The sequence below is a fragment of the Nocardioides sp. Root122 genome, assembly GCF_001425025.1.
Classification (GTDB): Bacteria; Actinomycetota; Actinomycetes; order Propionibacteriales; family Nocardioidaceae; genus Nocardioides.
Window position 1 is genome coordinate 108,899 of the sequence record NZ_LMDE01000001.1, and the last position, 21,745, is coordinate 130,643.

Below are 21,745 nucleotides of genomic sequence, written 5' to 3' on the forward strand. Positions count from 1 at the left end.
TCCTCCTCGTCCTCGGAGATCGTCTTCCCGTCGCGCCTCGCGCCGAAACTCCTGACCGGACGCCTGTGCACGGCGGATGCGTCATCCAGATCCGGCGCGATCGGTGCGGGTCCGGATGACGGATCGGCGCCGGAGCCCCCACCGGAGGGGGTGGGCGGGCGTTGCGACCCCGACGGGGTCGGCGTACGAAGGACGGATGACCACGACACCGATGGAGCCCGAGTCCGACCCGCAGATCGTCCCGTCCGGCGAGCCCGGACTGGACCCGATCGACCCCGGCGAGGTCCCGGACGCGCCGATCCCCGAGGCGGACCCCGAGCGGCAGTAGCCCACCCCTGCGGGTAGGCAGAGAGGCACGTGAGGACTTAGGTCCCCCTCAGTCCGGACCTTTCGCCGCTCATGAGGGGCGGGTCCGTCGCCGAAGGTGAGGACATGACTCTCCCGCTCGCCGTGCTCGGCCCTGCTCTTCCCGCCCACGAACGCTGGTTCGTCGAGTCGCAGCAGGCGGGTGACTGGTCCTTCTTCCTCTCGCCGCTTCCCCTGGTGCTGACCGCCGCGGTCGTCGCCGTGACGGTCGTGTGGCGTCTCGTCGCGCTGCGGGTCCACAAGCCGGAGCTGCCGTTCCTGGCGCCGCTGGGCCGCCTCGTGCCGTGGATCCCCCGACTGCTGGGCATCCACCTCGGCGTCGCGCTGCTCGCGCTCGCGGCGACGGGTGCCTTCATCACGCCCTCCAACGACCACCTCCACGGCATCGGCGGCGGCTCGCTCCTCCTCGTCGAGGCGGGCCTGGGCATCTGGCTGGTGACCGGCATCAACCTGCGTCCCGCCGCCGCGCTCGTCCTCAGTCTCGGGCCGGCGCTCGCCCTGGTCGCCGGTCCCACGGCGCTCGGTGAGTGCGCGAACCTCGCGGCCGTCGCTGCCTTCCTCGTCGTCGTACCTCCCGGGGCGGACGCCAACGGTGCCGCGCACCCGTCCCGTGCGCAGCTGCGCTGGGCGCTGCTGTGGCTGCGGCTCGGCGTCGGCGTGGCGCTGATCGTGCTGGCGTTCTCCGAGAAGCTGACGAACCCCGCGATGGCCATCGACACCCTCGAGCACTTCCCGGCCCTCGACGTGTTCTCCCTCGTCGGCATCCACGTGTCGCCGGAGACGTTCGTGGCGATCGCCGGCGCCACCGAGCTGCTCTTCGGCCTGCTGGTGATCTCCGGCGCGTTCCCGCAGGTCGCGGTGCTCGTCGCGATGGTGCCGTTCAACGCCACCCTGCTGCTCTTCGGCCAGACCGAGATGGTCGGCCACCTCCCGGTGTACGGCGTCTTCCTCGCGCTGCTGGCCTACGGCTCGTCGGCGACCACGGCGGGCGACGTGCGCTGGCTGCCGAGCCTCCGCCGTCGCGAGGTGGCCGTGCCTGCGGCGGCCCCGGTGCACGCCGCCTAGGCAGTCACCGTGACGGCGTCGGCCGGCAGGCTCGCGTCGACGAGGTAGCGGAAGAAGGCGTTCTTGCGCTGGTCGATGGACGGGACGTCGCCGATCCAGGCGTAGGGCTTCCCCACGCGGGCCGGGAAGGTCTCGGTGAAGCTGCGCCACTCCTGCTCGGTCGGCTCCCGCTTGGTCGCGTTCGCCTGCATCCACAGGATGCGGGTCGAGACGAACTCGCTGGCCAGGCCGATGCCGGGGTTGGGCAGGCTGCCCCGCACCGCCTGGAGCGTCAGGGTCCTCGCGCCGGCGGGCAGCTGGTCCCAGGCCTGCGCCTGGAACGCGAGGTGCCGCCGGAGCTGTCCCTTCGGGATGCCGGGGGGCGCGCCCTTGGTGGTGTAGGTCCCTCCTGACGGGACGAACTCGGGACTGTCCAGGTGGCGCTGGGCGGCGCGCCAGTTGAGCAGCACCGGCTGGAGCGTCGTGGAGTACGCCCGGATGAAGGAGTGGAACGTCGGGTAGAGGGTGTGCCTGACGAGGGCGTACCTGTTGAACATCGCCCAGACCACCGCGGCGCTGTCCGCGTCGGGTCGACCGCCCGCCTCGAGGATGACCAGCTTCGCCGTCCACGCCGCGTCCTCCGCGGTGAAGGGGTAGGAGAAGGGCGTCCGGCCCGGCGCCCTGAGCACGAGAGTCCCGAACGGGCCGGCGGGCAGCGCGCCGCCGGACCCACCCCCGGTCGCGGTCGGCTGCGATGCGCGAGCCAGCAGCGGGCGGACCAGCGTGTCGCGGATCGCGATCCACTCGGACGCCAGGCTGCGCTCGCCGGGAGCGATGGGTCGACCGCCGAGCTCGGGGTGCCGGGCGAAGAAGACGCCGTTGGTCAGGGTCTTCTCGTCGCGCTGCCCGCGCGCGATCGCCATGGCCAGGCGGAACGGCTCCAGGAAGGACGCCTCGTCCTCGAGCTCGTCCTGCAGCTCGTTGCCGTACGCCTCCTCGAGCTCGTCCGCACCGTCCTGCCCGGCCTCCCCCGCGGTCGGCCACTCGGCCTGGTCCGACTCGACCTCCGTCTCGAGCTCGTCCTCCGAGCCCCACTCGTGCTCATCGTCCCCACCGTCCAGGACCTCGCCCGGCTGCTCGAGCTCGTCCTCCCCGGCCTCAGAGAAGGGCCACCACGACGGGCGGGGCACCGCGGGTGCGGCCCGGCACTCGCGCTCGATCATCGAGTAGACGAAGTCCCAGTCGAAGTACGGCGTCGCGCGCATCCCTCCGGGGTCCCAGCCGCCTGCCCTGTCGTGGCGGTTGAACGGCGTGAGGTCCTCGTGGCCGACGAGCCGGGCCGAGCGCCACCACGTCTCCTGGAGCGGCCAGCCGTTGCGCCGCGCGATGTCGCAGGCGAGCAGCGCGACCGCCTCGTGCTGCGCCTGGGTGAAGCGCAGCCCCGGCCGCAGCGGGGTCGCGTCGGTGACGAGCCGGTTGCCGTGGTGGAAGACGCACGGGACGCACTCGACGTGGATGTAGCAGGAGTTGGCGGTGCGCGTGCCGGGCAGCAGCTTCAGGGGGTGCTCGACGCCCGGCCAGCGGGCGCGCCACTGGGTGACGACGGCGGCCGGGAGGTCCTTCTCGAAGCGACCCTGGTCGATCGAGCGGCGCTGGTCGCCGACGCCCACCCCGTTGGCCTGCTCGCGCTCGTTGGCCACCTGCAGCAGGTCACCGCCGCTGACGCCGCGCCAGCCGTTGACGTAGTGGCAGCCGTGCGACTGCGAGTAGTAGCTGACCGCGAAGGCGGTGTGGTAGATCCCCTTCGACTTCGCCTTGGAGGGCAGGCCGCCACCGGTGGTGTGCACCACCAGCCCGTAGACCTTGCCGATCCACCCGACCGGGCGATCGGTCGAGTCCCACTGCCGCGCGGCCTGCACCGCGATTGCCGACTGGCCCTGGACGGCGGTCTGCGACGGTTGCTCGTGCTCTGCCTCCACCTCCTCGACGGGATCGGCGTACGCCTCGTCGAGGAGCGCCTCGTCCTGCAGTGCAAGGTCGTCGCCGGGCGGGGAGTACTCGGGCTCCTCGGGACCGGCGAAGCCCTCGGCCTCGGCCACCAGCTCCTCCCGGAACGGCGACGGTGCGCCATTCCTCCCGATCGCGAACGTCTCGGTCATCACTCCTCCATCGGCGTTCGAGGGCTCACTGCCCCAGCCAGCTGCGCACCAGCGCCATCACGTCCGTGTCGAGGTGGACGGCCTTGTTGCCCCGCAGCACCATCCGGCGCGCGGTGGCGTCGTACTCGAGGTGGCGGTCGACGTGCACGCCGACCAGGGAGCGGGTGCCGTCGCTGAACCTGATCCAGACGGGCGACCCGCTCTGGCCCTTCGCGGTGTCGGCGGAGTAGACGACCGCGCCGGGGGCGCCGGCGCGGAACCGGGCCGGACCGAAGTGCGACCACATCGAGTTCGACTGCTCGCCCTTCCTCCAGCCGACCGCCGGGTCGCAACGATGGCCGTTGCACATGTCGCCCGGGTAGCCGCACACGACGACGTCCTTCCCGGTCAGGAAGGCCGCCGTCATGGGGCGCAGGTTCGTGCCCTGGCCGAGCGTCGCGTGGCCCCAGTGGCCGAGCGCGGCACCACCGATCGCGCGCGACCTCACGGTGGAGGCGTCGGCACCGAGCGTCACGAGGGCGAGGTCGAAGCGGGTGCCCGCCGTCGGGTGGGTGATGTAGCGGCTCGACGCGGTGAAGGCCACCGCCTCGAACCGCCCGAACGGTTGCTCGTCCACGTTGCGGGCCGGCACCACGACCAGGGAGTCCGGCCGGTTCCCCTCGGCGTCGTAGACGTTGTGCGCGGCGGTGAGGACCTGGCGCGGCCCGACCAGGAGGCCCGAGCCGCGGTACGACGTGCTCCCGCGCGTGACGTCCAGCGAGCACACCCACCGGTAGGGCACCTGCGTGGTCGGGGTGACCCGGACGCGTTCGTCGGGCCGCAGCACCTCGTGCTCCAGCAGCTGCGTCGGAGCCTCCGCGAACGGCGATCGCATGACGGCGGCCTAGCCGTGACCGTTCTGCCCCGCGAGCAGGCCCATCGGCGCCGGTGACCCGGTGGGTGCGGGAGCCCGTACGCCGTTGGGCGGCGGCGCCGCGTTGCCACCCGACGGCGTCGGCAGCCGCAGCGGCTGGGCCGAGCCCGAGGGCCGGTCCTTGACCCGGTCGCCGGTGGCGGACTGCCACAGGTCGATGATCTTGTTCATGTCGGTGAGCAGGGTCGCGTTGGTCCCCAGGTCGAGGTAGAGCAGCTCGACGGAGGGGCCGGACGAGAAGACGCTCAGCTCGATGGCCCGGAGCAGGGCCGACATCAGGTCGGCGAGCTCGAACAGCTCACGCGCACGGGGCGCCGGCGTCATGCCGACGCGGGCGGCGAGCTTCTGGAGCCGCTCCGCGGGACCCGGGCCCTGCGCGCTGAGGTCGACGACGATCGGCACGTTGTCCTCGAGCGTCAGGTGGAACCACGACAAGGTGCTGACGTAGGCGAACTCCTCGCGGGCGAGCAGCCCGCCGCGGCGGCGCAGCGCCATCATGTCGCGCAGGGCGTCGCACAGGGAGGCGATGTACTCGCGGTCGGTGGCGTTGGGGCCGATGCCGTTCTTCGCGTTCTCCCTGCCCAGCCAGACCTGGCGGAGCAGCTCGGTCCACTTCTCGCGGAAGCTGGTGTTCACGCCGTCGCCGACGTCCTGCTTCCACGCCCCGTCCGCGATCCCCGGGCGGAGCCACCGCGCCGGCACCGGGTGCGGCGGCTCGAGCCCGAACATGCGCCAGTAGGCATTGCGCCGGTTGACCCGTTGGTCGGGACGGACCTCGCTGAGCACGCCCTGGATGCTGTAGAGCGGGGGCTCCCGGAAGAACAGCTCCTCCGTGGTCCGCACCCACCGGTGGGCCGCGGTGCTGATCGGGTTCAGGGTCTCGCCGACGCTGAGCCGACGGACCACCTCGGCCAGCACCTCGAACGCTCCGGTCGACTCGATCAGGAAGGCGTAGACGAGGTGGTCGGCGACGAGCCCGGGGTCGATGAGGGGCGGCGTCGGCGGTCCGATGGGTGCACCGGTGAAGGAGTCCGGCGCCGCCGGGTTGATCCCCGACGGAGCGGGGAAGGGCACTCCGGTCGCGGACGGCAGCGGGAGGTCGATCGCACCGATGATCGCCGGTTCGCCGAGGAACGGCGTGCCGGCGGGCGTCGTCGAGTTGCCGACGTCCGGGACGAGGGCGCCGCCCGTCCAGGCCTCGTCGAGCCAGCGGCTCAGCTGGAGCGGGTGGATGTCGAACACCTGGGCCGGCGGGGTCATCCGGCGGGCGAGGCTGCGGAACATGGGCTTCTCCGATCCTTGTCTCTCACACGACCGGGAGCCGCGGTCCGAGGGCGAGCGGGTAGTGGTCCTCACCGCGGCGGAACTCGAGGCGCGTGATGACCTGGTCGTTGGTGACGGTGGTGAGCTGGAAGTCGGTGGTGGCGATCGCGCCCGACCTGCTGACCTGGGGGTTGTAGGTCCCCAGCGGGACGACCTCCGCAGGCTCTCCGCGCTGGGTGAAGACGGCGACCTCCTCGACGTCCTCGGGCACCGGTCCGAGGACGAGGACCGCCTTCGGCGCGGATCCACCGGTGCCTCTCTTGCGCCCGGCCGGGACGACCTTCACGTCCTCACCGTCGCGAGGCACGCGCCCCATCAGCTGGCGAAGCACGAGGTAGTCGAGGTTGCTGCCCGCGGCGGCGGCCGGCGGCTCGGTGCTGAGCGCGACCGGGCGGGGGTTGTTGAGCGCGTCCGCGATCCTCTTCAGCTCGGCCAGCAGGTCGGTCCAGTCCGGCTGGTGGTTCTGCTGTTGCGCCATCGGTGTTCTCCTTCGGTGTGCTCAGGCGGCTCGGGGGAGCGGCATGGGTGCGAGCCGGGCCAGCCAGTCGTGCAGGCGGGCGGTCCGCGCGGCGGTCGCAGCGGGGTCGAGCGGCTGGTCGTTGGTGAGCAGCGCGAGGACGCGCAGCGAGTCGCTCCGGGCGAGGAAGGCCGAGGTGAGCAGCGTGTCTCCGGCCTGGCGCGAGAGCTCCGCGAGCCGCGCCGGAGAGACCCGCTCGGGGTCGGCGAGCGCGTGGAGCGGCCGTCCGCCGAACGCCTGGAACGGACGGCGCGTGCAGGCGGACGCCAGCGCCGGCAGCAGCCGCTCGCCGGCGCGCGCGACCGCGGCGTCGTGCGTGGTCAACCCGGCCGGGTCGTGCCGCGAGCGCCATGCCGCGGCGAGGTCGTCCCACGGGCCCGCGCCGAACCAGCTCCGGCACAGCTCGACGTTGAAGAGCACGCGCAGCCACGACGGGGGGTGCGGGTCGCCGAGGCGTACGCGGTGCACGGACGCCGTCGGACCGTCGACCACGTTGGCCAGCGCCGGCACGGGCGACCAGCCCGCCATCGCGAAGGCACCGACGTCGGCAGCCACCTCCCCGGCCCAGGACCTGAGGAGCTCGCCCAGGCCCGGTACGTCGCCGGCGACCTCGGCGAGCACCTCCCCGAGCTCGGTGTTCCAGCCGACGAGGTGGCTCCACTGGTGGGTGGTCTCGTGCAGGATCGCCGTCGGGTGGATGAGGTTGTGCCGCGTGACCTTGATCGCCGCGACGGGCGAGAGCCCGCCCTGGTCCCACAGCCGGATCCCCGCCCGGAGCACCGCGGCGCCGAGTCCCTTCTCCGGGTAGACCAGCGCGGGTGGCACCTCCTTGCCCAGCGGGCGCAGCACGACCTCCATCGAGTCGACGGCGATCGTGTCCAGCCCGCGCAGCACCGCCCCGAGCCGCGGTGTGGTCCGCTGCTGGACGGCGTCGCCGTAGAACTCGACGGTCGACTCGACGGCGAGGTAGCGCGCCCGCAGCCGGAGCAGGGAGGCGCGGCACTCACCGAGCGGTCGCCCGCTCGCGAGCGCGGTCGCGAGGGTCGTGCCCTCGGCGGACAGCGCCGCGATCGACGAGGTCAGCCGGTCGCGGAGCCGCAGCCGGAGGTAGTCCTCGAGCTGGGCCCAGGCCTCCGTAGGTGCCACGGCGTCGAGCTCCGCCAGCTGGACGATGGCGCCCTGCCAGTGCGCGAGCTCGGCGTGCAGCTGCCGGCGTTCGGCGTCAGTCACTGTGTCTCCCGGCGCGGATGGTGAGGGTCGGGGCACCGGGCATCCCGGAGGCGAGGGCGGTCGCATCGGCGAACGCGAAGGCGAACGTCAGCGTCAGTCCGGGGGCGGGGTCCTTGGCCGCGGTGGCCATCGCGGCCGCCTGGGCGGGCAGCTCCCTGGCCAGGGTGGACTTCATCGCCTCGACCACGTGGGCGGCGAGCGCCTGTCCACGAGCCGGTGCGACGGTGGACCGGGTCGCCCGGCCGAGCATGCGCGGCAGCCGGAGAGCCGCGGCCTCCTGCACCTGGCGGCCCAGCAGCCGGCCGACCGTGGCGACGACCTCGGTCTGCTCCTGTCGCTCGAGCAGTCCGGCCAGCCGGTGCGCGGTGCGCTCCCCGACGCGCAGGTGCACCCGCAGCTCCGGTCGCGCCAGCTGGGGACGGAGCCGGAACGCGATCCGGCTGCGATGGCGTACGACACGCCTGCCGGGCACGACGACACGGAAGTATCGCCGCCCTGCCGGTCCGAGCACGCCCGGACGCGTGCCGAGCGCGGCCCTGCCGAGCAGCAGACCTGCGGTCGCCGGGCTCAGCTCCTCGAACTCGGCCGGGAGGACCCCCTCGCCCTCGCCGGCAGCGAGGTGGCCCAGGTGGCCGCCGGTCATCGTCTCGAAGACCTGCACCTCGGCGTTCACCGGCCAGGTCGCCACCCCGGCGTCGAGCAGCCGCTCCTCCAGCGTCTCCGCGCCGGGCAGCTCGACCTCCCCGGCCCGGGCGCGGGTCAGCGTCACGTCGAAGCGGCGCGCGCTGCGGCGGTAGCGGCGGGCCCTCCCGGCACGGGGCATGGCGACCCACCCGGGCCTGTCCGGGTCGTGGTCGGGCAGGTCGTCGCGCAGCACCGCCGGAGGCAGGTTGCGCACGGCCGCCGCGCCGAGGGCGTCGCCGACCTCGGCCTCGAGGCGCAGCGGGTCGTCGAGGGCCTCGGCCGGCAGGCTCATCACGTCGACCACGGCCTCCTGGAGGGTGTCGACGAGCGCCTCCGCTCCGAGCTGTTCTGGTGCTGCCGACTCCAGGGACAGCAGCCTGAGGCCGGCGTCCGCCACGTGCGGCGCGAGCGCGCGTGCCGCCTGCGGGCCGACGTACCCCTGGATGAGGGTGGCGAGCTGGCCGGCCACGAAGTTCTTGATGCGGTCGCGGCCGATGATCCTCACGCCGGTCCGGATCAACGGCATGGCCGCCATCACGACAGGGATGAACTGCTCGAGCTGCTCGGTGGGCGGCCGACCGGGCTCGGCCTCCGACAGCTGGCGAGCCAACGTGGCGCGGGCACGGTCGAGGTCGGACAGCGGGTCCTCGGACTGCATCGCCCCGTCGTCGTACGCCGCCTCGCTGAGCACCTGCTCCTGCGCCGCGTCCGACGGGGCGAGGAGGGCCTCGGCGAGCTGGGCGTCGAAGGCCTCGGTGAGGGACGGCTCCGCCTCCGCCTCTGACAGGCCGAGGCGGTGGGCGAGCTGGGTGGCCGGACCGCGCAGGGGCGCGGGGAGCCGGTTGATCGCCTTGCTGAGCACCCGCCGGAGCAACGGGCGCACGAGCTTGCGGAGGGCCGCGAAGACCGGACCCAGGGGGACCAGCCTGCTGAGGCCCTTCACCGCGCCGGCGGCCACCGCCTTCGCGGCGCTGAACGCCTTCTTCACCAGGCCGCCGAGGAACTGCTCGCTGCTGGACTCGGGGTCGCGGGCGTACTCGCCCAGCACCCCGGCGACCTCGCCCTCGCCGAAGGAGTCGAGCCGCCGGTCGGCGAAGCGCTGCTCGAGCTCGGCCAGCCCCCGGTCGACGGACTCGCCGAGCTGCTCCAGCCACTGCTCGGCCTCCTGGTCGGCCACCTGCTCCTGGTCGCCGTACCGGGTCAGCGCCCGGAGGTGGTGCCCTGCGACCTCGTCGACGAGCCCTTCGACCGTCTCGTCGAACTCCTCGTCCTCGAGCTCGGCGACGAGCGCCTCGAGCGAGTCGGCGGACTGGACCGACTCGTCCTCCGAGGTCAGTCCTGCGGCGAACGGGGAGACGAGGGCGCCCCCCTCGTAGGAGGGGACCTCCTGGTCGGTGACCTCGAAGCCGGTGAGTCCGCCGCCGGAGAAGATGGGTGCCTCCGTGTCGAGCGTCGTCATGAGCGCCTCCCTCTCACGTCAGCACGTCGCGCTTGTGGTCCGCTGACGCTAGGAGTCGGCTGTCTGCGGCTTCGTCGCGCCAGCGTCGTCGTCCCGTGTGTCGTCGCGTGGTGCTCGTGCCGCCGGCGCTGGCCGGCTGGTCGGGACCGGAGGCGCATCGTCCTGCTCGATCGATCGCAGCCACGCCTCGAACTGGTGGACCGCGGACTCCACGCTCGTCGCGAGCGTCAGCGTCGCGGGGCGGCGACCGTCGCGGCCGGCCAGGAATCGGACCTTCAGGCCGTCGCCGTCACGCCAGAGACGTACGACCAGGTTGTGCCAGACTGGGGGTTCCATCACTGAACAGCGTGCGCGTGTGGAGTCCTCGGCACCGTCGTCGCCGCGTCTGCGACGAGGTCACACCCGCGTCAACGTTCACCCTCCGACGTCCCTGACGACAGGACCGTGACGCTGCGTAGGCGCGCGTGTGCTGTCGTTCCGGGTGGGGAGGGACGAATGACGACTGCTGCGTTGTCGCGAGCGGCCGGGCCCAGCATCAGCCTGCTGGGTGGGTTCTCGGTGCACGTCGGCCACCAGGTGGTGCCGATGCCACGCAATGCCCAGCGGGTGCTGGGCTTCCTGGCCGTGACAGGCGTCGAGCAGCTCCGCGACACCGTGGCCGGCAACCTGTGGCCGAGCGCCGCACCGGACCGCGCGATGTCCAACCTGCGTACGGCGTTGTGGCGCGTGCGTCAGGCCGATACGCGCATCGTGATGGCGCGGCGCGACGCCATCGGTCTGGACCAGGAGGTCCGGATCGACTACGAGCTGATCACCTCCCAGGCCCGGCGGATCATCGCCGAGTACCCGGTCGAGGACCAGGCGATCAGCGGCGCCGCGCTGCTCCTCGAGGCCGACCTGCTCCCGGGCTGGGACGAGGAGTGGCTGCTGCTCGACCGCGAGCGCCACCGTCAGCTCCGCATCCACGCCCTGGAGAAGCTCAGCGAACTGCTCACCTCGCGGGGCCAGTACGGCCGCGCCATCGACGTCGCCTGCGCCGCCATCCGGGTCGAGCCGCTGCACGAGTCCGCCCATGCCGTCCTGATCGCCGCCCACATGGCCGAGGGCAACCACACCGAGGCGATCCGCCACGGCCGCGACTACGCCCTGCTCCTCGACAAGGAGGCCGGGCTCGTGCCCTCCCCCCGCATCGCCGCGCTCCTGCTGCCGGCCCAGCGCTCGGCGGCCCCGGCCGCACACCCCCTCTCCTGACGCGTGCCTATGCTCGGCACATGACGATCCAGCAGTCCACCGACACCGCCCACGCCGCCATGCTGGGCCTCGGCGTCCACCGGCCCGAGCGGCTGGTGACCAACGACGAGATCTGCGAGGTCCTCGACTCCTCCGACGAGTGGATCCAGACCCGGTCGGGCATCCGGACCCGACGCTTCGCGGGCGAGGACGAGACGCTGATCGGGATGTCGGTGTCGGCCGCCGAGCGCGCCCTCGCCGCCTCGGGCGTCGCGGCCGGCCAGATCGGCTGCGTCATCGTCGCGACCTCGACCTACCCCGAGCACACGCCCGCATCGGCGCCGCAGGTCGCGGCCGCGCTGGGCATCACGTCGGCCGCCTTCGACATCTCGGCCGGGTGCGCGGGCTTCTGCCACGCGCTCAACCTGGCGTCGTCGATGGTGCGCTCCGGCGCCGAGTCGCACGTCCTCGTGATCGGGGTGGAGCAGCTCAGCCGCTTCATGGACCCGACCGACCGCGGCACCGCGTTCATCTTCGCCGACGGGGCCGGTGCGGTCGTGGTCGGACCGTCCGACGCCCCGGGCATCGGCCCGACGGCGTGGGGCTCGGACGGCACGCAGGCCCACGTCATCACGCAGAGCCCGAGCTGCCTCGGCGGCCACTCCGACCGTGACCACCCCGTGGTGCAGATGGAAGGCACGGCGGTCTTCCGGTGGGCGCCGTTCGCGATGGCGAAGGTGGCTCACGAGGCGCTCGACCTGGCCGGCGTCGGCGTCGACGAGCTCGACGCCTTCATCCCGCACCAGGCCAACCTCCGCATCACCCAGACCCTCGCCAAGAACATCCAGATCCCCGACTCGGTCGCCATCGCCACCGACGTCGTCGACTCCGGAAACACCTCGGCCGCGTCGGTCCCGCTCGCGATCGAGGCGATGCTCCGCAAGGGCGAGGCGACCGTCGGTGACACCGCCCTCCTCATCGCCTTCGGCGCCGGCCTCAGCTATGCGGGTCAGGTCGTGACGCTTCCGCCGCTGGGTCAGTAGCCGCGGTGGACGGGGCCGAGGTCCGCCTCAGCACCGGCGACACGGTGCGGATCCGGCCGATCCACAGCACGGACGCCGTCGAGCTGCAGCGCGCCTTCGGCCTGATGAGCGAGGAGTCGCAGTACCAGCGCTTCCTGACCGGGATGCCGCGCCTGACCGACAGCCAGGCGACGTACTTCACGGCGGTCGACCACGTCGACCACGTCGCGTACGTCGCCCACTCCACGCACGACGCGAGCTACATCATCGGCGTCGCGCGCTTCATCCGCTACGCCTCCGCCCGCGACGAAGCCGAGCTGGCGATCACGATCGCCGACTCCTGGCACGGCCTCGGGCTGGGCACGGTGATGCTGCGACAGCTGTGCGAGCGCGCCCGCGAGGTCGGGGTACGACGCCTGCGCGCGGAGATGATGCCCGACAACGAGGGGATGCTGCGGCTCCTGCGCTCCGCCGGGATGGTGGACGAGACGCAGGAGGACGGCCGGGTGGTCGGGCACCTCGAGCTCGCGCGGGGGGACTGAATCCCGGGGCGGATCGACGACGCAGAGACGCGCACATTGCGTCAGATGCGGACGACCCAGACGCAGGCCACCACTGGCTCCGGCGGCTTCGGCTCGGGTCCCACGTGGTGACGCGGACTAGACCGGGCCGACGTTCGCCCAACCGCGTGTAACACACCGGCTCGCCGTGGCGCTGATGAGTAGACGAGGTGCGGCGCAGGGCCTGCCGAGATCCAGGAGGACGTGCATGTCCGTCTCCACCCGCAGGGACGAGCGCGGCGCTGCCGCACTCGAGTTCGCCCTCGTCATGCCCATCCTCTTGCTGCTGGTCGTCGGCATCGCGAACTTCGGCTTCGTCTTCGCCCAGCAGATCTCGTTGAACAACGCCGCGCGTCAGGCGGCGCGCTATGCGGTGGTCGACGGCAGGACCTGCGCGGACATCAAGACCGAGGGCCGGACAGCGGCCGAGACCATCGGCATGAGAGTGAGCGACGGGACGGTGCCGACACCCGTCGTCACGAACTGTGGAGCCGACACCGTGAGGCCGTGCGCCGGTAGCGCCCCCAACACCAACATCACGGTGACGATGACCCGTTCAGGACCAGCCAATCGATGGGTGGTCACGTTGCCGCCGTTCAACTTCCTCGCAGTGCCCACTCTGAAGGGCACCGGCGTGATGCGGTGCGAGTTCTCATGAGCGGCGGAAGGGACGAAAGCGGCGCGACCGTTGTCCTCGTCGGACTCGTCGCGGTCGTCCTCATGGGCATGTGCGGCCTCGTCGCCGACTTCGGACTTGCCTACGCGAACAAGCGTGCGACCCAGACGGCAGCGGACGCCGCCGCCTTGGGCGCAGCGGGGGTCTTCGCGCAGCAGCCCTACCGCACCTGCGCCGACATGCTGAGCCACGGCAACACGGCCGCCCAGGCAGAGGCCAGGTCCAAGGTCGATGCCAACGACACCACCTCTGCAGCCGGGGCGTTGAGCGGAGGAGGCGTCACCGCCACCTGCTCGGGTGGCGACCTGGTCGTGACGGCATCGGTCACCGCCTCGAGCCCGAACTTCTTCGGCAAGGCTCTCGGACGCACGGCGGACTACGACCTCGAGCGATCCGCGACCGCTGCGGTCGAGGCCGCCACCACCGGGCCCCGGATGCGTCCGATGGCACTGTGCTCGTCCGACATCCCGGCCGGGACGGTGCCCGGCACGCCCTTCAAGCTCTACGCCCCGGGCGACGGCCCCGGGTGGTCCTCCTCGTCGTGCCCGTTGCCGGACAACACCGGTGCCGGGAACTGGTGGACGCTGGACTGCCCCAACGAGAACTCGACAGACGGCAGCGGCACGTCGGCGCTGGCCGACCAGATCCGCTCCGGCTGCTCCTTGCCCATCTCGATCGTGTCCGGCCAAGGGACGTTGACCGGGACGGCCCTCAACGACCACCTCGCCGCCGCGTGCCCGAATCCGTCCACCTCGGAACCCTTCTCGTGCCTCGGCGGCGACCCGGGACAGCCGGACCCCGGCAACGTCCCCCAAGCCTGGAAGGACCTGATCAACAGCGCTTCCACTGTGCCCATCCCGGTCTACTGCACCAACCCCGGGCTCTGCGCGTACTCGTCGATCGCCGGCACCGGTACCAACGCGATCTTCCCCGTCCACAAGATCATGGGCGTGCAGGTGTGCGCGTTCCACTTCGGCAAGCAGAACAAGTCGAAGTACCCCACGCCCTCGCAGCCGCTCCCCAGCAGCGTGGCGTCGAGCTGCGCTCCGGCGGCGAGCATGGTGACCGCCGTCAAGTCGGACAACAGCGACAAGACGTACCTCGTCCTCATCGCCCGGGTCGTGCAGGTCTCGATCGTGACGGCCGACTCGGGTTGTGCCCTCGGGGACGACAGGTGCGACGGCGGCCTGAGGCAGGTGCGCCTCACCCAGTAGAGCGGCGCTTCCACACCGAGGCGCAGCGGATCGCGATGGGTCTCCGTGACGGCTGCTCTGCCCGGCCCACCACCGACGCATCCACGACCCGGCGTTCCAGCACTCGCTCGACAAGCACGGCAAGGTGCGCTTCACCAGGCGCACGCAAGGAGAGCGGGCTCAGCGCGCCGGCCTGGCCGGCGTCGACGGAGGCGGGACCTCCGCCCCTGTGCCGAGCCGCCGGCGCGGAGGGAGGGTGGGGTCATGACGGAGCAGCAGCCCTACGAGGTGGTGGGCGATCACCGTGACTTCGAGCTGCGGCGCTACCCGGACCACGTGGTCGCGGAGACGCTGGCGACGGGGTCCTTCGAGGGCGCGGGGAACGCGGCCTTCCGCCGCCTCGTCGGCTACATCGGTGGGCGCAACGCCCGGAGCCGCAAGGTCGCGATGACTGCGCCGGTCGTGCAGGAGGCCGAGGACGAGGCGGCGGGTCGCTTCGTCGTCGCCTTCGTCCTGCCCGCCACGTACGACCTCGACAGCGCCCCGCCCCCGACGACCCCGACGTGCGCCTGCGCGCTGTCCCCGCGCAGACGGCGGCTGCACTGAGGTTCTCCGGGCGCTGGACGCGCGAGCGGTACGACGAGCACGCGCGTCGCCTCCTCTCCGCACTGGACGCGGCCGGTCTCGAGGTGGTGGGCCCGCCGCGGTTCGCGCGCTTCGACCCACCGTGGACGCCGTGGTTCCTGCGCCGCAACGAGGTCGTCGTACCCGTCGCCGCCCCGGCGAAGTGAGCCGGAGCGAGCCGGAGCCGCCGGGCGATGGCCCGGTGGAATCCCGGTCGCGCCGGGACTCCGGCGTCGCCTACGGTCGTGGTCTCGCCTCACCCCTGGGGCGGCCGGGCTCCGCAGGCACGACCTGCGCGGCGACCGGGATCCGTGAACAGTGGTCCGACCACATCGGCAGGGGTTGCCCGGCGGGCCGGACCTGAGGTCCGGCTCGCCGAGGTCCTGCCCGTCAGGCCGAGGGGGCGTCGTCCACGGCGCGGGGCCCGCGGGCGAGGCGGTCGGCGACGACCGTCCAGACGTCCGGGTCGATGCCCATGCCGATGTGGGTCGACGACACCTCGACGTGCTCGGCGTCCGGGGATGTGTGGTCCAGGCAGGCCTGCCACGCCACGATCCCGTCGCGGCGGGAGAACATGATCGTCAGCGGCACCGGGATCGGCGCCGTCGGGTCGAGCCGCTCGGCGACCCTGCGGGCGCCGGGGCGGGCTACGCGGTTGTAGGCCCGGGCGACCGTCGTGTGCCGCGGCCCGCCGGTGACCGGTGTGCCGTAGGTGATCACGCGCCGCACTGCCTCGGGGTGGCGACGGGCGACCTCGCGGGCGATCACGCCGCCGAGGCTCCAGCCGACCAGGGAGGCCGGCCGGCCCGCGGCCTCGACCAGCTCGAGCACGCGGTCGGACAGCCGGTCGACGTCGCGCCGCGGGTCGCCGGTGTTGGTTCCGAAGCCCCAGCCGCGGGCGTCGTACCCCAGCCGCCGCAGGTAGCCCCGCAGCGGTGCCCCGGACGCCTCGGGCGCCCGCCACCCCGGGACGTCCACGACCAGGTGGCCGTCGCCACGCGGTGCCGACGACAGGCGGGGCAGGGCGCCGACCAGGCGGACCCCGCCGAGCAGGGAGCCGAGCTCGCCGAGTGCCGTGGCGTTGTCCGGCGGGCCGCTGGGGAGGCCCAGTCGTCCCACGTCCGAGCGTGACCGCGCGCGTGACCGGACGCCGGTGGCGGCCAGGAGGGGGTGCCCGCGGAACGGAGGAGTCGGCATGCGGCGACTGTACGACCCCCGGGGGAGGGGGTGGCGGGGGTCAGTCGCGCGTGCGGTGCAGCTGCGAGGCGACCTCGCGTCGCAGGACCTTGCCCATCGGGTTGGTCGGCAGCTCGTCCACGAGGACGACCCGGCGCGGCACCTTGTACGGCGTCAGCGACTGGCGCGTGTGCGCCCGCAGCTCGTCGGGATGCACCGGCACGCCCTCGACGAGCACCACGGCGGCGACCACCTCCTCGCCGCCCTCCTCGTGGGGCAGCCCGACCACGGCCACGTCGACCACCCCGGCGTGCGTGCGGAGCACGGCCTCGACCTCGGACGGGTAGACGTTGAACCCGCCGGTGATGATGATCTCCTTGATCCGGTCCACGATCGTCAGGAACCCGTCGGGGGACATCGTGACGACGTCACCGGTGCGGAACCACCCGTCGTGGAAGGCGGCTGCCGTCTCCTCGGGCAGGTTGCGGTAGCCGGAGAAGACCTGCGGTCCGCGCACCAGCAGCTCGCCGCGCTCGCCGAGGGGGACCTCGCGGTCGAGGTCGTCGGGGTCGGCGATGCGGATCTCGACGTCGGGGAAGGGCACGCCGATCGCGCCCGGGCGGCGCGCCCCGGTCATCGGGTTGCCGACGATCACCGGCGAGGTCTCGGTGAGCCCGTAGCCCTCCACGAGCAGGCCGCCTGTGGCGGCCTCCCAGCGCTCGACCAGCGGCGCGGGCAGCGGCATGGCGCCGGACAAGGCGTAGCGGATGCCGCGGATCGAGACGTCGCGGCGCTCCGCCTCGTCGACGATCCGCTGGTAGAGGGGAGGCACCGCCGGCACGAAGCTGGGGACCTCCCGCGCGACGGCGTCCATGATCAGGCCGATCTCGGGCTTGGGCAGCAGCACCAGCTTGGCGGCCAGGGCGACACCGAGCAGCACGCTCACCGTCACGCCGTAGGCGTGGAACAGCGGCAGCGCCACCAGGAAGGACTCCTCACCCTCCTTCAGGCCCGGCACCCACGCCCGGCCCTGAAGCACGTTCGCGACGAGGTTGCGGTGGCGCAGCGGCACGCCCTTCGGCACGCCGGTCGTGCCGGACGTGTAGAGCAGCAGCGCCACGTCGTCGCGGTCGGGGCGGGGGTGCGACTCCTCGATCGGCGCGGCCGAGGCCAGCTCGTCCCACTGCATGACCTGGGGAGCAGGGGAGGTGAGCTGGTCGCGCGTCGCGCGCGCCTTGGCGATCGGGAGGCGCAGGGCGAGGCGCTTGAGCCACGGGAGCCGGGTGGTCATGTCGACGGCGACCACGTGCTCGAGGTCCGAGCCGGCGACGAGCTCCTCGATGACCGGCACCACCTTGTCCCACACGATCGCGACCCGGGCGCCGTGGTCGACGAACGGGTGCCGCAGCTCGGCCGCGGTGTAGAGCGGGTTGTGCTCCACGACGGTGGCGCCGAGGCGCAGCACCGCGAAGAAGGCGATCACGTTCTGCGGGCAGTTGGGCATGACCAGGGCGACGTTGTCGCCGGGACGTACGCCGAGGGCGTGCAAACCGCCGGCCACGCGGCGTACCTCCTCGTCGACCTCGGCGTAGGTCGAGACCCGCCCCAGGAAGTCCAGCGCCGGTCGGGCAGGGTGCCGCTGCACCGAGCCCTCCCACAGGTCGAGCACGGTGGTGTCGCCGTAGTCGAGGTGGAGGGGCACGCCCGGGGCGTAGGAGCCGGCCCACGGGGGCTGCTGGTCGGGCATCGCACTCCTTGCTCTCGGCGGGTCCGGTGCTCAACGTATCGGCCCCGGCCCCGCCCGGGAGGAGCAGTTCGGTCCTCCGGCGGGGGACCTAGGCCCCTGACGGGGGAGACCGCGACGGTCGAGGCTGAGGGCAGCAGCAGGACGACGACCATGGAGGCCACGATGTACACGACGAGCAGGCGCAGCATCCACCCCACCGACGTGATCGCCCGGGTCATGGTGTGGCCCGTGGCCATCGTCCCCGGCGAGGCCACGCTGCTCGAGGTCGCCGAGGCGCTGGCAGCCGACGGCATCGGCGCGGTCGGTGTCGTCGAGAACGGCCACCTCGCCGGCGTGATGTCCGAGCGCGACATCGTGCACCACCTCGCGCAGGGGTCGAACCCCGAGCACGTGACGGCCGCGGACGTGATGGCGACCGACCTGGTCACCGCCCGTCCCGACGACCGGATCCTCGACACCGCGCGCCGGATGATCGAGGCGCAGGTCCGGCACGTGCCGGTGGTCGAGGGCGACACGATCGCCGGCTTCGTCTCGATGCGCGACCTCTTCGAGGTGCTCGTCGAGGTGGCCTCGCACGAGGAGGACGTCGTCGTGGTCCCGAGCGGGACCCGGGTCGTGGTGCGGCAGGACTGAGGCGACCGGTGCCGGTCAGAGCGCCGCGACGACCTCCGTGCCCTGCTTGATCGCCCGCTTGGCATCGAGCTCGGCGGCCACGTCGGCACCGCCGATCAGGTACGCCTCCCGGCCGAGGCCGTCGTAGAGGTCGCGCACCGAGTCCTGGCCGGCGCACACCACGACCGTGTCGGCCTCGATCACGCGGGCCACCCCGTCGACGGTGACGTGCAGGCCCTCGTCGTCGATGCGGTCGTAGGTCGCACCGCTGACGAGGGTGACCTTCGACTGCTTGAGCACCGCACGGTGCGCCCAGCCCGACGTCTTGCCGAGCCCGATGCCGATCGGCGTGGTCTTGCGCTGGACGAGGGTAACCTCGCGCGCCGGCGTGCGCGGCTTGGCCTCGGTCAGGCCTCCCGGGGAGAGGGCCGGGTCGCCGACCCCCCAGTGCGCCATCCACTCGTCGAGGTCCTCGTCGGTGTGCGTGAGGAAGACGCTGACGTCGACGCCGATGCCGCCCGCGCCGATCACCGCCACCCTCTGGCCCGGGACGACCGCGCCGCTCAGCACGTCGGCGTACGACGCCACGCTGGGGTGGTCGATGCCCGGGATCTCGGGGATGCGCGGCTCCACGCCGGTCGCGACGACGACCTGGTCGAAGCCGGCGAGGTCGTCGGCGGACGCGGCGGTCGACAGGCGTACGTCGACACCGAGGACCTCGAGCCGCCGGGTGAAGTAGCGCAGCGTCTCGGCGAAGTCCTCCTTGCCGGGCACCTGCATCGCGAGCCGGAACTGGCCGCCCAGGTCGGGCGCCTTCTCGAAGAGCGTCACCGCGAAGCCGCGCTCGGCGGCGGACGTCGCGGCGGCGAGCCCGGCCGGTCCCGCGCCGACGACGGCCACGGTCTGCTTGCGGAGCGTGGGCATCAGCACCAGCTCGGTCTCGTGGCAGGCGCGCGGGTTGACCAGGCAGGAGGCGCGCTCGTTGGAGAACACGTGGTCCAGGCACGCCTGGTTGCAGGCGATGCAGGTGTTGATCTCGTCGGCGCGCTCGTCCATCGCCTTGGCGACGAAGGCCGGGTCGGCGAGCAGGGGCCGTGCCATCGAGACGAGGTCGGCCTCGCCGGCGGCCAGGATGTCCTCGGCCAGCTCGGGGCTGTTGATCCGGTTGGACGCGCAGACCGGCACGTCGACGACCTGCTTGAGGCGGGCGGTGTACGAGCGCCAGGCGCCGCGGGGGACCTGCGTGATGATCGTGGGCACCCGCGCCTCGTGCCAGCCGATGCCGGTGTTGAAGACCGTCACGCCGGCGGCCTGGAGGTGCAGCGCCAGCTCGGCGGTCTCCTCCCAGGTCTGCCCGCCCTCGACCAGGTCGAGCAGGGAGATGCGGTAGATGATCGGGAAGTCGGCGCCCACGAGCTCGCGCGAGCGGCGTACGACCTCGACGGCGAAGTGCATGCGTCGCGCGGCCGAACCGCCCCACTGGTCGTCGCGGTCGTTGGTGCGCGAGGCCAGGAACTGGTTGATGAGATAGCCCTCGGAGCCCATGATCTCGACGGCGTCGTAGCCGGCCTTGCGGGCCAGCGCGACGCTCTTGGCGAAGGCGGTCGCGGTGTGGTCGACCTCCTTGCTCGACATCGCGCTCGGCCTGAAGGGCGTGATGGGCGACTTCTTGTCCGACGCGCTCTGGGAGAGCGGGTGGTAGCCGTAGCGGCCCGCGTGCAGCACCTGCAGGGCGATCGCGCCCCCCGCGTCGTGCACCTCGCCGGTGATCCGCTCGTGGCGCATCGCGTGGAGGCGGTTGGTCATCTCGGAGGCGAAGGGCTTGAGCCAGCCGCGCTTGGTCGGCGCGTAGCCGCCGGTGATGATCAGGCCCACGCCGCCGCGGGCGCGCTCGGCGAAGAAGGCGCCGAGCTTGTCGATGTCCCACGGGTGGTCCTCGAGCCCGGTGTGCATCGACCCCATCACGACGCGGTTGCGCAGGGTGATCGCGTCGGGGCCCGCGCCGAGCGTGATCGGCTCGAGGAGGTGGGGGTAGGTGGGGTGCGTCATCATCGGTCTCTCTCGGTGGTGGAGGTTCGAGCAGCGCCCTCGGTGGTTGAGGTGCGAGCGGAGCGAGCCTCGAAACCCTCGTGGGCGGTCAGGTACTCGGTGAGCCAGTCGATCCAGAACTGCTCGAGCCGGATGCCGCCGCGCAGCACCAGCCAGCGGTCCCGGACGCCCGGCTCGAGAGCGGCGGGATCGGGGAACTGCTCGCGCTCCATCCGCTCGTACGACGCCAGCCGGAGCGCGTGGTCGGCGCGAGCGTCGGCCAGGTGGTCGAGCAGCGTCTCCCGGTCGCCGTACGACGCCCCGCGGAGCTTGACGGCGACCTCGCTGCGGAACGCCTCGACGGGCATCGGCGTGGCCAGCCACTCGGCCAGCACCTCGCGCCCCGCGGCCGACGGCGTGTGGACGCGCTTGTCCGGCCGCCCCTCCTGCTCGACCACCTCGACCGTGACCCACCCGTCTGCCTCCATCCGGGCGAGGACGCGGTAGATCTGCTGGTGGGTGGCCTGCCAGAAGAAGCCGAGCGAGCGCTCGAAGCGCCGCGTCAGCTCCAGCCCGCTCGCCGGGCGCTCGCTGAGCGCGACGAGGAGGGCGTGCTCGAGGGCCATGGGCGGCAGTCTGGCGCACCTATGCAACGAGTTGCAAGGTGGGCCTGCTCACAGCACGCCGGCGCCCGCGATCTCCTCGAAGACCAGCTGGGTCTCGGTGTGGCGGACGACCGGGTGCACGTTGAGGTGCTCGAGCACGAGGTCGCGCAGCTGGGTGGTCGAGGAGACCGCGACGTGGAGCAGGTAGTCGTCCTCGCCGCCGACGTGCAGGATGCGGAGCACCCCCGGCACGTGCGCGAGGACCTCGAGGAAGCTCGCGACGTGGTCCCGGTTGTGGCTGCCGAGGCGCACCTTGATCACTGCCTGGATCGGGAAGCCGAGGGCGGCGAGATCGACGTCGGCGTGGATGCCGCGCACGACGCCTCGGTCCCGCAGCGACCGGACCCGTTGCAGGCAGGTCGACTCGGCGATGCCGAGCCGCTTGGCGAGCGCCGCGTTGGTGATCCGTCCGTCCGCGGCGAGCTCGGTGAGCAGCCGACGGTCGAGCGCGTCGAGGGGCGCAGGATCCGCCGACGGGGGACTAGGAGACATGGCACGATCCTCGTGATCTTCGGCA

General features: G+C 72.6%; 20 protein-coding genes and 1 pseudogene. 9 read left to right on the top strand and 12 right to left on the bottom strand.

The window, feature by feature from the left end:
* Nucleotides 1-196 precede the first annotated feature (196 nt).
* Both ASC64_RS22940 and ASC64_RS00525 read left to right on the top strand, forming a co-directional pair.
* Complete coding sequence (locus ASC64_RS22940; protein ID WP_268788218.1) at nucleotides 197-328, top strand: hypothetical protein; 132 nt, start codon at nucleotides 197-199, stop codon at nucleotides 326-328.
* 104 nt (nucleotides 329-432) lie between these two features.
* On the top strand, nucleotides 433-1,431 hold the full coding sequence (locus ASC64_RS00525; RefSeq protein WP_056905573.1) for a hypothetical protein: 999 nt from the start codon (nucleotides 433-435) through the stop codon (nucleotides 1,429-1,431).
* Here the strand turns inward: ASC64_RS00525 and ASC64_RS00530 are convergent.
* From ASC64_RS00530 to ASC64_RS00560, 7 genes are read right to left on the bottom strand one after another with little or no spacing between them, the layout of a single operon-like run.
* On the bottom strand, nucleotides 1,428-3,569 hold the full coding sequence (locus tag ASC64_RS00530) for a peptidoglycan recognition protein family protein (protein WP_056905574.1): 2,142 nt from the start codon (nucleotides 3,567-3,569) through the stop codon (nucleotides 1,428-1,430). The two genes, ASC64_RS00525 and ASC64_RS00530, sit on opposite strands and share 4 nt — an antisense overlap.
* 25 nt (nucleotides 3,570-3,594) lie before the next feature.
* A complete protein-coding gene (locus ASC64_RS00535; RefSeq protein WP_056905575.1) occupies nucleotides 3,595-4,443 on the bottom strand; it encodes a trypsin-like serine peptidase in 849 nt (282 codons plus the stop codon).
* Nucleotides 4,444-4,452: 9 nt separating this feature from the next.
* Nucleotides 4,453-5,766, bottom strand: a complete 1,314-nt coding sequence (locus ASC64_RS00540) for a hypothetical protein (protein ID WP_056905576.1) — start codon at nucleotides 5,764-5,766, stop codon at nucleotides 4,453-4,455.
* Between the two features lie 22 nt (nucleotides 5,767-5,788).
* Nucleotides 5,789-6,283: a hypothetical protein gene (locus ASC64_RS00545; RefSeq protein ID WP_056905577.1), complete on the bottom strand. Its 495-nt coding sequence runs from the start codon at nucleotides 6,281-6,283 to the stop codon at nucleotides 5,789-5,791.
* Between the two features lie 21 nt (nucleotides 6,284-6,304).
* Nucleotides 6,305-7,552 carry a hypothetical protein gene (locus ASC64_RS00550; RefSeq protein WP_056905578.1) on the bottom strand — a complete coding sequence of 416 codons (1,248 nt, stop codon included), beginning with the start codon at nucleotides 7,550-7,552 and terminating at the stop codon, nucleotides 6,305-6,307.
* Nucleotides 7,545-9,695 carry a hypothetical protein gene (locus ASC64_RS00555; protein ID WP_056905579.1) on the bottom strand — a complete coding sequence of 717 codons (2,151 nt, stop codon included), beginning with the start codon at nucleotides 9,693-9,695 and terminating at the stop codon, nucleotides 7,545-7,547. Before ASC64_RS00555 ends, ASC64_RS00550 begins: the two co-directional genes overlap by 8 nt.
* A gap of 48 nt (nucleotides 9,696-9,743) precedes the next feature.
* On the bottom strand, nucleotides 9,744-10,031 hold the full coding sequence (locus tag ASC64_RS00560) for a hypothetical protein (protein ID WP_056905580.1): 288 nt from the start codon (nucleotides 10,029-10,031) through the stop codon (nucleotides 9,744-9,746).
* 159 nt (nucleotides 10,032-10,190) lie between these two features.
* Between ASC64_RS00560 and ASC64_RS00565 the strand changes: the two genes are divergently transcribed.
* The 6 genes and pseudogenes from ASC64_RS00565 to ASC64_RS22600 all read left to right on the top strand — a co-directional run bounded on the left by ASC64_RS00565 (nucleotide 10,191) and on the right by ASC64_RS22600 (nucleotide 15,167).
* Entirely contained in the window at nucleotides 10,191-10,946 is a 756-nt protein-coding gene (locus tag ASC64_RS00565; RefSeq protein ID WP_082550085.1) for an AfsR/SARP family transcriptional regulator, read from the top strand.
* A gap of 20 nt (nucleotides 10,947-10,966) precedes the next feature.
* Nucleotides 10,967-11,968: a beta-ketoacyl-ACP synthase III gene (locus tag ASC64_RS00570; protein ID WP_056905582.1), complete on the top strand. Its 1,002-nt coding sequence runs from the start codon at nucleotides 10,967-10,969 to the stop codon at nucleotides 11,966-11,968.
* Nucleotides 11,969-11,973: 5 nt separating this feature from the next.
* Entirely contained in the window at nucleotides 11,974-12,489 is a 516-nt protein-coding gene (locus ASC64_RS00575; protein ID WP_056905583.1) for a GNAT family N-acetyltransferase, read from the top strand.
* Nucleotides 12,490-12,715: 226 nt separating this feature from the next.
* Nucleotides 12,716-13,165 (top strand): TadE/TadG family type IV pilus assembly protein, encoded by a 450-nt coding sequence (locus ASC64_RS00580; RefSeq protein ID WP_056905584.1) that lies wholly within the window; start codon nucleotides 12,716-12,718, stop codon nucleotides 13,163-13,165.
* A complete protein-coding gene (locus ASC64_RS00585) occupies nucleotides 13,162-14,397 on the top strand; it encodes a pilus assembly protein TadG-related protein (RefSeq protein WP_162245752.1) in 1,236 nt (411 codons plus the stop codon). Before ASC64_RS00580 ends, ASC64_RS00585 begins: the two co-directional genes overlap by 4 nt.
* 243 nt (nucleotides 14,398-14,640) lie before the next feature.
* Nucleotides 14,641-15,167: pseudogene (locus tag ASC64_RS22600) on the top strand (SOUL family heme-binding protein).
* Nucleotides 15,168-15,390: 223 nt separating this feature from the next.
* On the opposite strand, the gene ASC64_RS00595 reads toward ASC64_RS22600, so the two are convergent.
* Complete coding sequence (locus tag ASC64_RS00595) at nucleotides 15,391-16,197, bottom strand: alpha/beta fold hydrolase (RefSeq protein ID WP_056905586.1); 807 nt, start codon at nucleotides 16,195-16,197, stop codon at nucleotides 15,391-15,393.
* A gap of 40 nt (nucleotides 16,198-16,237) precedes the next feature.
* The gene (locus ASC64_RS00600; RefSeq protein WP_056905587.1) at nucleotides 16,238-17,923 is read right to left on the bottom strand and encodes a long-chain-fatty-acid--CoA ligase; all 1,686 of its coding nucleotides are present in this window, start codon (nucleotides 17,921-17,923) and stop codon (nucleotides 16,238-16,240) included.
* 150 nt (nucleotides 17,924-18,073) lie between these two features.
* Here ASC64_RS00600 and ASC64_RS00605 point away from each other — a divergent pair, with 150 nt between their 5' ends.
* Nucleotides 18,074-18,556 carry a CBS domain-containing protein gene (locus tag ASC64_RS00605; protein WP_056905588.1) on the top strand — a complete coding sequence of 161 codons (483 nt, stop codon included), beginning with the start codon at nucleotides 18,074-18,076 and terminating at the stop codon, nucleotides 18,554-18,556.
* A gap of 15 nt (nucleotides 18,557-18,571) precedes the next feature.
* On the opposite strand, the gene ASC64_RS00610 is transcribed toward ASC64_RS00605, so the two are convergent.
* From ASC64_RS00610 to ASC64_RS00620, 3 genes are read right to left on the bottom strand one after another with little or no spacing between them, the layout of a single operon-like run.
* Nucleotides 18,572-20,584 carry an NADPH-dependent 2,4-dienoyl-CoA reductase gene (locus ASC64_RS00610; protein ID WP_056906220.1) on the bottom strand — a complete coding sequence of 671 codons (2,013 nt, stop codon included), beginning with the start codon at nucleotides 20,582-20,584 and terminating at the stop codon, nucleotides 18,572-18,574.
* Nucleotides 20,584-21,189, bottom strand: coding sequence for a PadR family transcriptional regulator (locus ASC64_RS00615; protein WP_056905589.1), 606 nt, complete (start codon nucleotides 21,187-21,189; stop codon nucleotides 20,584-20,586). The genes ASC64_RS00610 and ASC64_RS00615 overlap by 1 nt, the downstream gene beginning before the upstream one ends.
* Nucleotides 21,190-21,237: 48 nt before the next feature.
* Nucleotides 21,238-21,720 carry an Lrp/AsnC family transcriptional regulator gene (locus ASC64_RS00620; protein ID WP_056905590.1) on the bottom strand — a complete coding sequence of 161 codons (483 nt, stop codon included), beginning with the start codon at nucleotides 21,718-21,720 and terminating at the stop codon, nucleotides 21,238-21,240.
* Nucleotides 21,721-21,745 lie beyond the last annotated feature (25 nt).